Below are 11,358 nucleotides of genomic sequence, written 5' to 3' on the forward strand. Positions count from 1 at the left end.
TTCCGATTGTTAGCATACGAGACGTTACGCGCTGTCGCCACGAAACCCCGTTGCAACAACAAACTTTTCCGAACTGTCCGCGCGGGACGCAGGTGGTTTGACATTGGCCACCTTGTCAAATCGTTGTTTGAGCAGCTTTTGAAGGCTGCCCTCTGCCCCGCCTGCGAGAACCTTTGCCACGAATGTCCCGCCATCATCCAGAACATCAAAGGCAAAATAGGCGGCTGCTTCGCACAAAGAGATGATGCGTAAGTGATCGGTTTGTTTGTGGCCTGAGGATGCGGCAGCCATGTCGGACATGACCACATCGGCTTTGCCACCCAACCATTCCTTGACCTTCAGATCAGCGTCATCTTCCATGAAGTCCAACTGGTGAAGCGTGCACCCGGCAATCGGCTCCATTTCCTGCAAATCTACTCCCAAGATCGTACCGACCGCCTTGCCGGACTTTTCACCAAGGGCATTCACACGTTTGACAGCCACCTGACACCAGCCACCCGGTGCTGCCCCCAGGTCCACCACTCGGGCACCTGGGACGAGGAAGCGATACTTGTCATCAAGTTCCATGATCTTGAAGGCCGCCCGTCCTCGATAGCCTTCGGCTTGGGCGCGTTTCACATAGGGGTCGTTCAACTGGCGCTGCAACCAACGAGTCGATGACAGCTTGCGACCGCGCGCCGTTTTGACCTTGACCTTCAGGTCACGCTGTCCACGTCCTGATGTGTTCTTGCCGGTTGGGGTCTTGGCCACGTTACCACCTTTCATTGCGCGCCAGCGGTTTGTTCAAACAGTCCGCTTCAAGAATTCGCGAACATAGGATCGATCATGCAGGAATGCATCCTCTGCCAACTTCCGCAACATGCGCTGCCGATATCACCGATTGTCCGCGTCCGCATCTCCTTATTCGAACAGAGGGTGATCATGCAGAGCACGGTGGCTCGACGGCCATCAAACCCGTTGATCTTCCAACACACCGTCCGCACTCATCTGCGCGTACAATAATCCCTCCCGCAATCCGCGGTCCGCGACTGAGAGCCGGTTCGTGGGCCAACAACGCATCAGCGCCTGAAGGATCGCCGCACCGGACATGATCAGGGCGTGCCGGTCTGATCCAATACGGGGGTCAGCACGCCGCCCTCCGGGCCCCAGAGCCAGATAGGACCGGATAACCTTGTCGATCTGATCCGACGTCATGCGCAGACCGTCCACCTTTGTCCGGTCGTATCGCTTCAGACCAAGGTGTGATGCGGCAACGGTCGTCACCGTGCCCGAGGTCCCAATGATCTGAAAACGCTCGGTCGGCTCAGTCGCATGGTAGGGTGAGAAATCGGCCAGGTTCTCTTCGAAAAACCAGCTCATCAACGCGAACCGCGCGGCATCATCGTCTACGTCGTTGAATTGTTCACGCAGCGTGGCGACACCCAGTGGAACACTGATCCAATCAACGACACGAGCCTCCGGTATATCTGCGGCGACTTGTTTGAAGCCCGAATGCAACCGCATTATGGACTGCGGACGATCAGCGCGCGGGACCTGAGACAGATCAAGCCAAACCAACTCGGTCGAGCCTCCGCCGATATCGACCACCAACAGGTTCTCTGTTTTGGGGCTGACCAACGGCGCGCAAGAGACAACAGCCAACCGCGCCTCTTCTTCTGGTTCGATAATGTCCAATCGCAACCCTGTCTCGCGCTGAACACGTTGAACAAATTCTTTTGCATTCAATGCTCTACGGCACGCTTCTGTAGCAACAAGGCGCATCCGCCGGACCTTGTGTCGCTTCAATTTCTGCTGGCAAATCCGCATGGCTTGCACGGTCCGTGACATGGACCCGCGTGATAGTTTGCCAGATTTCTCCAAGCCAAGACCAAGTTGGACAGACTTCGAGAAGCTGTCCACGACCTGAAACCCCGCGCCCTTCGGCTCGGCGATCAGCATGCGACAACTATTCGTACCCAGATCAAGCGCGGCATAAAGCTCGGGCGATCCTGGGGCACGCGGCGCGGGCTTGGCCCCCTGTCGGGCGCCTTTGGTCTGTGTCGCGCCCGCACCTCGGGGACGCTGTGGCGCCATATTCTGCGCCTTTCAAATCGAGTTGATCCGACGATATGTCGTGCGATGTGATCGCGCAAGTGACTTGATCAAGCGACAGCATGCACCCTGCGCTGATCGAAGGGATTGTCGAAAAATGGGGCAAGATGCGCGTACTCTTCTTCAAGCAGCACGGCCAGAACACGTTGCGTTTGCGCGGACAGATCACTCAGCTGAAGACGACGATCGCTTGAGTTGAAATGCGGTATCACGACGTCTCGCCTTGTGTGTTCACTTAACGCGACACCAAGATCGTCCATTTCACTTGTACGAAAAACGCGATCGTAGACTGACCAATCCGCACCGGTGAAAAGCTCGGTCGGTAAGGCGTGGTGTTTGATATCCGAAGAGGTCGCGATGTACGCACTCAGGTTCTGGAAAAAGTAATCTGGGTCCGGTTCAGTGGGCAGATGCACTCTGCCCCGGCGAATTTTCGGACTGTGACTTAGGATACCCAATCCCTCGACCCGGTTGGTGTACACTGCCAGCAACCGCTTCAAAGGGTCACGCACGACCGTGAAGCAATAATGATTCTCCAGAATACTCCAGCGGTGCGGGCGAAACCGTACTGTTGGATAAATGGCATGCACTTGCTGCTGAGTGAACGCGCTCACGCTGTCTTCTGCTTGAAGCGGATCAATTGCGGCTAACGCAGCCTTGACCGATGAACACGCCGCCTTTGGCACAGCCATATAGGCCAGCCGATGGGAATCGACCCGAATAACCATAATTTCCTGCCCGACATTTTTTGTCTTGTTGCCCTTACCTTAACCAAGGTTTGGCAGACCCAAACAACCATTGAGGCGAAAATATGGCATTGTTGCATATCAGACTCAGTGCGTGGGACGTCGCAACGGTCGCGTCCTTTGTCGAAATTGAGCCTTAGCGTCACTAGATGGTCGCGTATTAGGGCAAAAGACACGCGGAGGAATCACATGCCTGACGTCACCATCGTTTACTGGCGCGACATCCCGGCCCAAGTGATTGTGGGCAAGGGGCGGCGTGGATCAAAACGGCAGTTGGCAGAACGGTTTGAACAGGCCATCGACCGCGCCGCAATGAAAGTGAATGCCAAGGATGCCGATGCGTATCTGGCAGAGTGGCGCAAGGCAGATCCTTACACCGTCGATGGCGATCCAGCAGACATTGCCGAAAGTGAAGCAGTACGGCTTGAGACCGAATACGATCAGGCGCGGATCAAGGCGCTGATTGACAACGAAGGATGGGCCTAGCGCCCTAGCACAGGGAGGTGCCGCAATGGCATTGCTGAACTTCAAACGTGACGACGGTCCAGTGGCCGGCACCCTCTCGCCCGAGGTTGAAACATTCCTTCAGGGGTATTCCATTGAGGTGATGCCGCGTACATCGCAGAAGGTTGAAGACTTCCGCGCCATTCTGCCTGCAGGCACCCGCGTGTACATTGCTCACATTGAAGGCACACCGATCGAAGACATGGTGGCCACCGCCAAGCGCTTGAATGCCGAGGGTTTTCCGGTCATGCCGCACTTCCCGGCACGGATCATCAAGGACGAGGCGACACTGAAAGACTGGATCGCCCGATATCAGGGCGAGGCAAACGTCGATCAGGCGCTGCTCCTGGCAGGTGGTGTGGACAAACCCCATGGCGATTATCACAGTTCAATGCAGTTGATGGAGAGTGGGGCATTCGATGCCGCCGGTTTCAAGCGGCTGCACGTCGCTGGACATCCCGAAGGCAACAAGGACATTGATCCCGACGGAGGAATGAAGGTCGTCGATGAAGCTCTTGCCTGGAAACAGAAATTTTCTGAGCGCACTGACGCGAAAATGGCCATCGCGACACAGTTTGCTTTTGAGGCGGGACCAATTATTGAATGGGCCGACAATCTCAGGACTGCGGGCATTGATCTGCCCATTCACATAGGCATTGCAGGGCCTGCCAAGTTGCAGACTATGATCAAGTTTGCAATCGCCTGCGGAGTCGGCCCATCTCTGCGCGTGCTGCAACGCCGCGCCAAAGACGTCACCAAACTGCTGTTGCCATTTGAACCCACCGAAGTCGTGTCCGAGCTGGCCGCCCACAAAGCTGCGAACCCGGATTTCAACATCGTCCAAGTCCATTTCTTCCCCCTTGGCGGGATCAAAACAAATGCGAATTGGGCGATTGAAAACGGTGGCGCATCAACAGTGCCCGCGGCCGTCGGATAACAACACTCATAACTGTCCTGAAAAGGTTTCAAGCCCTTGCCTCTCGCGTAACGGTCTCGTGCGCGGTAGGTGTCTTCTCCAACCGGCGGGATGTCGTTTTGGCCTGTGCACCAGCAGGGAAATCGGAACAACAGTTCGCAAAACCAACGCACAAAGGCCGCGCCCATGACCCGCACTGTCATCGAATCCAAAACCAAAACCGCACTGATCGGCTTTGACCAACCATTCAGCGTCATCGGCGAACGGATCAACCCGACAGGTCGCAAAGTCCTGAATGAAGAGCTTGAGCGGGGCGATTTTTCGCGTGTTGAAGCAGATGCCGTAGCGCAGGTTGCCGCGGGTGCAACGGTGCTCGACATCAACTCAGGGGCCGTCTTCTCGAATAAGATGGCAGAGGACCCAAGATACGCAGACAACAACTTTGTTGAGCCGGAATTGATGAAACAGTTGGTCGAACGCGTTCAGGCCGTGACAGACTGCCCGCTTTGCATCGACAGCTCCGTGCCCGGTGCCTTGGAAAACGGCCTGGCCGCTGCCGAGGGTCGTCCACTTCTGAACTCCGTGACTGGTGAAGAGGAACGGTTGGAGCTCGTTTTGCCACTGGTCAAGAAATACAACGTGCCGGTTGTCGCAATCTCAAATGACGACACAGGTATTTCCGAGGATCCGGACGTGCGCTTTGCAGTGGCAAAGAAAATCGTTGAGCGTGCGGCAGACTTCGGCATTCCCGCCCACGATATTGTCGTTGACCCGCTGGTGATGCCGATCGGTGCAATGGGTACTGCAGGTCTGCAGGTCTTTACCCTCGTGCGTCGTCTGCGCGAAGAACTGGGTGTGAACACAACCTGCGGCGCTTCGAATATATCGTTCGGCCTGCCCAATCGTCACGGCATCAACAACGCATTTCTTCCGATGGCCATGGGTGCTGGAATGACGTCCGCCATCATGAACCCCGTGGCCCTGCCTGTTGGTCCCACCAAGATCGCCGAAAAGAAGGCCGAAGTCGAAGCTGCCGGCATCGTCCTGCCCGAAGGAATGGATGATGAAACATTTGTACAAATGTTTGGTTTGGGATCCACAAAACCGCGGTCCGGCAAGGAAATGGAAGCCATCCGTGCTGCCAACTTCTTGACCAATAATGACGAAGGCGGCGGTGAATGGATTAAGTTCAACCGCGTTGCACCCAAGGCAGGTGAAGAAGCGCGCGGACGCGGTGGCCGCGCAGGTGGTCGGCGCCGCCGCGGTTGAACCGGATCCTCACGCGTTTTTCAAAGCCGCTCAGGATGTGACTCGGGCGGCTTTTCCTTGTTGATACTGCGCAAGCACTGCACAGAACAAGTAACGCGGTTTTAACGGACCGTCCGGTAAACAGACCTCACGATTGCGATCAGGAGGAACCGGATGGGCTGTAAAAGTGATGTAACTTGCCGTGTGCGCCATGGGTGACTCCATCCTGCTGCCTCCGCGGTTGAACGCGGCTGCTGCATCTATGTTGCATGCGCAATTGCTGGCTCACACCATTGGCCGTGACGTTGTTCTTGACGCCCAAGATACTTCTCACATTGGCGTGTTTGGCGCGCAGGTGTTGCTCAGCGCTCGGCACGTCGCTTCTGAAACCAAAGCATCCTTCAGCATCCTGAACATGCGCCAAGCTGTTCAAGACCAACTGTCCGCCATGGGACTTTCGCACCTAGCACACCAAGAGGAAGAAACATGAAGCTCGAAATTCTCGCGGTGGACGACAGCCGAACAATGCGAGATATGATACGTTTCGCATTGGAACCCGCAGGTTTCACCGTACACACGGCCGAAGATGGCGTGCATGGCACCGAAGTTCTTGAAGCAATTGATCCAGATGTCATCATCACCGACATCAACATGCCGCGTATGGATGGGTTCGGCTTCATCGATGCCATTCGAGATCGTGGTCAACATAAGAAAACCCCCATACTGGTTCTGACAACGGAAGCCGCACCAGAGATGAAGATGCGCGCGCGCAACGCCGGTGCCACAGGGTGGATTGTCAAACCCTTCGACCCGGTGAAACTGGTAAAAGCCCTGCAAATGGTGGCTGGGTAGCAGCCAATGGTTTCTCCGGACCCCATGGCAGAAATTCGCGTTTCGTTTTTTGTCGAATGCGAAGAGCTGTTGGAAGCACTGCAAGACGGACTCCAGGCTCTTTCAAGCAGCACCCATGACGAAGAAACAATCCATGTCGTGTTCCGCGCAGTTCATTCGATCAAGGGCGGTGCTGCCGCCTTTGGTCTCGAAAAGTTGGTGCAATTTGCGCATCACTTCGAAACCTCACTGGACCGCGTCCGGACCGGGACAGCATGTATAACTCCAGACCTTCTGAACCTGTTCTTTCGCGCAACGGACCACCTGTCTGATCTGGTGCATGCATCCCGAGACAGTCTCGACATTCATGAGCCCGGCATGCTGTTGCATGAACTGGATGTGTTAGCCTGTGCTGCATCTCAAAGCGCGACACACGACGGTGCGACATCCATTCCAAAGGAAATCGCCCTCAAACCTACAGAAACAGATGATGTCGCCTCACAGCGTCAAAAGACTTACAAAATCGAATTCCGACCAAATGTGGAATTCTTTGAAGAAGGCCACGATGTAGTCGATGTTCTTGAGTGTTTGGCAGCCCTAGGTGACGTCGACGTGCAGTGTGATTCAAGTACATTGCCTCCCCTCGATCATCTGATGCCGACGCAGATATACCTTGGTTGGACATTTGATCTGACAACGGACGTTGACCAAGCAGAAGTTGTCTCGACGCTTGGGTTTACCCATGGGCTTGCCACCTCTCAGATCTTTCCACATGCCCAGGACAAAGGGTGCCTTCCAGAAACCTCTTCTGCATCCGTAGGTGTGGCCAATGATCAAAGAATTCCAAACACGCCCAAAGACAAAACAGTTGTGCGCGTTGATCTGGATAGGGTTGAACGGTTGGCAAACTTGGTTGGCGAATTGGTGATCAACCAAGCCATGTTGGCCCAAAGCCTGCAAATATCAGGCGTTTCACCACATTCCGACACCATGCATGGTCTAGAGGAATTCCAACGCCTGACGCGCGATATTCAAGACAGTGTGATGATGATCAGGGCACAACCGGTCAAGTCGTTGTTTCAACGCATGGCGCGAACAGTGCGCGAGGCATCCGCTTCGATCGACAAGGATGTGCGTTTGATCACTGTTGGAGATGCGACAGAAGTCGACAAGACGGTCATTGAACATCTTGTCGAACCGCTGACACATATGGTCCGCAACGCTGTCGACCACGGAATTGAAAAGCCCGACGAACGGCGCGCATGTAGCAAACCGGCGCAAGGTGAAATCCGGTTGAGCGCAGCTCATCGATCAGGTCGCGTTCAGATTGAGGTTTCCGATGATGGGGGCGGCATTGATCGGGACAAAGTCCTGGCCACTGCTATCAAAAATGGTCTGGTGACTGAGAACGCGACACTCACAGAATCAGAAATTGATGCACTCTTGTTTTTGCCGGGGTTTTCAACAGCACCGGATGTTTCCGATCTTTCGGGACGCGGCGTTGGTATGGATGTCGTTCGCAACGCGATCCATCGCCTGGGCGGTCGGATCAACATCAGTTCGAAACCAAACGCCGGAACAACCTTCAGCATTTCCCTTCCGCTCACCCTCGCCGTACTGGATGGGATGGTCATTGAGGTGGCGGACGAAACACTGGTTGTTCCGTTGAATGTTGTGGCTGAGACTCTCACGTTGTCCGACAACATGATCGAGCAGATCCAACCCGGATACTCGGTCGTACGCGTGCGCGGTACTTTTGTGCCGCTGTTTGATCTTGGTGCCGCGCTCGGGTATCGCCCCCTTTGCGACAGCGTAGAAAACCGCATTGCAATGTTGCTTGTGCTGGAAGACGATTCACATGTCGCGCTGCTTGTGGACGAGGTTCGCGATCAAAGACAGGTGGTCATCAAAGGATTGGATGATAGCTGTCACCGCCCTCCTGGGATCGCCGCGGCCACGATACTGGGAGATGGCCGTGTAGCTTTGATACTCGATCCGGCTGATATCGTTGCCAACACAATCCCTGCAAAAGCAATTGAGCGGGCAAGAATGGAGCCCCAGGCATGACCATACCAGTCACAACGAAGCAAAAAGAGTTGCTGACATTCAGGTTGAGCGATCAAGAGTACGCACTCGACATCATGACCGTCCGCGAAATCCGAGGGTGGACACGCGCCACCCCAATGCCCCTAGCCCCAAGTTTTATGCGCGGCGTCATCAACCTTCGCGGCACAGTGCTTCCCATTATGGACCTTGCTGAACGCCTCGGCCTTCCGGAAGCTGATCAAGGTGAGCGAAATGTCATTGTTGTTGTGCAACTTAACGGCTCCACAATTGGTCTGCTGGTGAATTCGGTCTCTGACATCATCACTCGGGATGCCGATGAATTGCAGACGCCCCCGGACGCCACTGTTCAGGATGACCGAAACGTCATCGATGCAATAACGCTTTTAAACGACCGCATGATACGCGTTTTGAACGTGTCAAAGGTTGTTGTGCCTCCGGAAAGCGACGCTGCGTAATGCGCCACCCACCAGACTTACCTCAGTTGGATGACCAGCAGTTCGATGCAATTGCCGCGCTCGCCTATCGCGAGTGCGGACTTAAACTTGAGCACGAGAAGAAATTGATGGTTCAATCGCGTTTGCGACATCGCCTGCGCGCCCTCAACTTGGACAGTTTTTCCTCCTATTCCGAACATATCGCATCGCGCGTGGGCTTTGACGAACATCGTTTGATGATCTCGGCTTTGACGACCAATGTGTCACAGTTTTTCAGAGAGGCACATCACTTCAGGTTACTATCTGACCGGCTGATGCCACTGTTCAGACAACGAATTCAAGAAAACGAGCGTATCCGCATCTGGTCTGCAGGCTGTTCGAAGGGTCAGGAACCCTATTCGATCGCAATGCATCTGCTGCGTTCTGAACCCAAACTTGCAACCGCAGACTTCAAAATTCTCGGGACTGATATTGACCCAAGCGTTGTCGCCCAAGCCCGTACTGCGCAATTCACCTCACTCGAACTACATGGTGTTTCAACTGAGGACATTGGTAATTTCACTGTCTCCTGTGGTGACGGTCAATCAAGCAGAAGAATGTGTGATGACTTGACGCGAATTGTTTCAGTCAACGAACTCAATCTGTTTGACGACTGGCCAATGCGCTTTGCGTTCGACGCCATCTTTTGCAGAAATGTCGTGATTTACTTTGATCAGTCAAAACAAACGCAGCTTTGGCCGCGCTTCAATCGCGCCTTGACCACAACAGGCATGCTGTTTCTTGGGCATTCGGAACGAGTCTTGTCTCCTCAGGCGCATGGATTCCGTTCGGTCGGGCCAACCACTTACGTAAAGTGTGATGACGCACGCGTTTGGAGCCAATAGATGTTTCCGAGCATTTTCAGAGGCCCTCCAAGGCGCTTGATTAACTGCTATATCTCCACTCCGACCAACAGGCATTTTGTTTCGCTCACCTCTCATGGCATCAAGACCACAACATGTTTTCCCCATTGGTCGACGGTTGTCGGTGTACCGACAACCGTCCTGGAAAATACGGTCGCGATCGTCCTCAATGTGCTCGAAACAACAAGAGGAAAGTGGTTGCGAAGCCTACCCAGGTTGTCCCTCACCCAAGCCAAGAACACGGCCCTTCCAACAAAAAAAGTTGAAAAAGCGGTTTCGGGCGATTGGGCCAATGCAACAAACCTCACGAAAGAAACTCATTTGCCAATCGATTGGACTAAACTTCCCGCGAAAAGGCGCCTCCTCCAATAATGCGGAAAACCAGCTCAAACTCTGTTCCCTGCAACCGAGAATTGTCTCGAATGGCGCAAGTTCTTTCGACTCTGAATGAGGATTTTTTGGTTATTTCCAAAATAGTATCGGAAGTGACGGATCAATCTCGTGCGGCTTTGACACAACACCAAATCTTGCAACTGCAAAACATTGACCGAATGTCACAGTCCCTGCAGGATCTTGTTGCCGTTTGCGACCTACTGGCGACCGGACCACATTCCCGAGCATCCTCAAAAGTTCACCTGCAATTGGCGGAGACGCGCTCAATCCTTGACTCAAATCAAGAGAATGACCAGTCAGGACCAGCCGGTTCGGTTGAAATATTCTGAGCGGGACCACAAAAACAGCCTGCGTCAGAACAATTCGACCCCGTTTCCCCAGGGCGCTGGAATGGCAACATCACGTATTGGTGCATTTGTCATTTTTTGCATGGCGCGGCCCGTGCCCGGCCAGAAACGCACATTCCGTGCAGTGTTGCCTCCCACCGACTGTGTCATCACGGGGATATCCTCTTTCGCCAGGTAGGACAGTGTGAAGGCTGCGTTTCTTGCCCCGATATCCGAGAAACCGGATATCATCCGCGCACCACCAAACACTTTTGCGTGCAACCGGCATCTTTCGACCCCCAGCTTCACCAGATCGTTGATCAACACTTCCATCGCGTTGATGCCCGACATGGCGCAGTTCGTCCCCCTGCCGCTCGACAGGGCCAACAGCATGTGATTCATACCGCCTACACGCGCCACAGGATCCCACAAGCAGCACGCAACACACGACCCCAGCAAGGTCGAGATGACAATGTCCGGTCCTGAGCCTGTTGCATGTTCACCTTGCGTTATGAACAGCGCTTGAGTCATTTTTCCACCCGCCGGCAATAATCCTCAAAGAACTGAGGAAATCCAAAGTACCTTTCTGAAATGGAAATCTGCCAAACACCTGCGCGCACAACGTGCAGCTGAACAGTGCATGCATCGCAAAATGACATGTGAGCACGGCATGACAACAGTTGCGATTGCCTGAGTACAACTTTTGCCTGCCGCATACTGGATCATCCGCCATCACCGTTTGGATTGGAAACCTAGATAGCGGTGCCCGGATAAATTTGACGTTAAGAGGCGCCCGGTCACGTCGCGCAACCGGGACACCCAATAGCATTAGCTGGCAATCGCATTCATGAACCTGTCCTTGATCACCACCGGATCCATTGTGATGACTGGCATCTTGGC

General features: G+C 54.3%; 13 protein-coding genes. 9 read left to right on the plus strand and 4 right to left on the minus strand.

Features of this window, described 5'->3' with window-relative positions:
* Positions 1–24: 24 nt before the first annotated feature.
* The 3 genes from IE087_RS18335 to IE087_RS18345 form a co-directional block, all read right to left on the minus strand.
* Entirely contained in the window at positions 25–750 is a 726-nt protein-coding gene (locus IE087_RS18335) for an RlmE family RNA methyltransferase (RefSeq protein ID WP_189370851.1), read from the minus strand.
* A 198-nt stretch (positions 751–948) separates the two neighbouring features.
* Entirely contained in the window at positions 949–2,073 is a 1,125-nt protein-coding gene (locus IE087_RS18340; RefSeq protein ID WP_189370818.1) for a Ppx/GppA phosphatase family protein, read from the minus strand.
* Between the two features lie 68 nt (positions 2,074–2,141).
* Positions 2,142–2,819 carry a sulfotransferase family 2 domain-containing protein gene (locus IE087_RS18345; RefSeq protein ID WP_189370819.1) on the minus strand — a complete coding sequence of 226 codons (678 nt, stop codon included), beginning with the start codon at positions 2,817–2,819 and terminating at the stop codon, positions 2,142–2,144.
* Between the two features lie 207 nt (positions 2,820–3,026).
* On the opposite strand from IE087_RS18345, the gene IE087_RS18350 reads away from it, so the two are divergent.
* The 9 genes from IE087_RS18350 to IE087_RS23605 all read left to right on the plus strand — a co-directional run bounded on the left by IE087_RS18350 (position 3,027) and on the right by IE087_RS23605 (position 10,461).
* The gene (locus tag IE087_RS18350) at positions 3,027–3,323 is read left to right on the plus strand and encodes a virulence factor (RefSeq protein WP_189370820.1); all 297 of its coding nucleotides are present in this window, start codon (positions 3,027–3,029) and stop codon (positions 3,321–3,323) included.
* A 25-nt stretch (positions 3,324–3,348) separates the two neighbouring features.
* A complete protein-coding gene (locus tag IE087_RS18355; protein ID WP_189370821.1) occupies positions 3,349–4,278 on the plus strand; it encodes a methylenetetrahydrofolate reductase in 930 nt (309 codons plus the stop codon).
* Between the two features lie 165 nt (positions 4,279–4,443).
* Complete coding sequence (locus IE087_RS18360) at positions 4,444–5,526, plus strand: methyltetrahydrofolate cobalamin methyltransferase (protein WP_189370822.1); 1,083 nt, start codon at positions 4,444–4,446, stop codon at positions 5,524–5,526.
* A 190-nt stretch (positions 5,527–5,716) separates the two neighbouring features.
* Positions 5,717–5,995: an STAS domain-containing protein gene (locus IE087_RS18365; protein ID WP_189370823.1), complete on the plus strand. Its 279-nt coding sequence runs from the start codon at positions 5,717–5,719 to the stop codon at positions 5,993–5,995.
* Positions 5,992–6,357 carry a response regulator gene (locus IE087_RS18370; protein WP_189370824.1) on the plus strand — a complete coding sequence of 122 codons (366 nt, stop codon included), beginning with the start codon at positions 5,992–5,994 and terminating at the stop codon, positions 6,355–6,357. Before IE087_RS18365 ends, IE087_RS18370 begins: the two co-directional genes overlap by 4 nt.
* Before the next feature lie 24 nt (positions 6,358–6,381).
* Positions 6,382–8,403, plus strand: coding sequence for a chemotaxis protein CheA (locus tag IE087_RS18375; RefSeq protein WP_189370825.1), 2,022 nt, complete (start codon positions 6,382–6,384; stop codon positions 8,401–8,403).
* Complete coding sequence (locus tag IE087_RS18380; RefSeq protein WP_189370826.1) at positions 8,400–8,858, plus strand: chemotaxis protein CheW; 459 nt, start codon at positions 8,400–8,402, stop codon at positions 8,856–8,858. Before IE087_RS18375 ends, IE087_RS18380 begins: the two co-directional genes overlap by 4 nt.
* Positions 8,858–9,721, plus strand: a complete 864-nt coding sequence (locus tag IE087_RS18385; protein WP_189370827.1) for a CheR family methyltransferase — start codon at positions 8,858–8,860, stop codon at positions 9,719–9,721. Before IE087_RS18380 ends, IE087_RS18385 begins: the two co-directional genes overlap by 1 nt.
* A gap of 440 nt (positions 9,722–10,161) precedes the next feature.
* Positions 10,162–10,461 carry a hypothetical protein gene (locus tag IE087_RS23605; RefSeq protein ID WP_229801451.1) on the plus strand — a complete coding sequence of 100 codons (300 nt, stop codon included), beginning with the start codon at positions 10,162–10,164 and terminating at the stop codon, positions 10,459–10,461.
* Between the two features lie 24 nt (positions 10,462–10,485).
* On the opposite strand, the gene IE087_RS18390 is transcribed toward IE087_RS23605, so the two are convergent.
* A complete protein-coding gene (locus IE087_RS18390) occupies positions 10,486–10,989 on the minus strand; it encodes a chemotaxis protein CheD (RefSeq protein ID WP_189370828.1) in 504 nt (167 codons plus the stop codon).
* Between the last annotated feature and the right edge of the window lie 369 nt (positions 10,990–11,358).

This window comes from Tateyamaria omphalii, from assembly GCF_014651375.1.
In the GTDB taxonomy this organism is placed as follows: Bacteria; Pseudomonadota; Alphaproteobacteria; order Rhodobacterales; family Rhodobacteraceae; genus Tateyamaria; species Tateyamaria omphalii.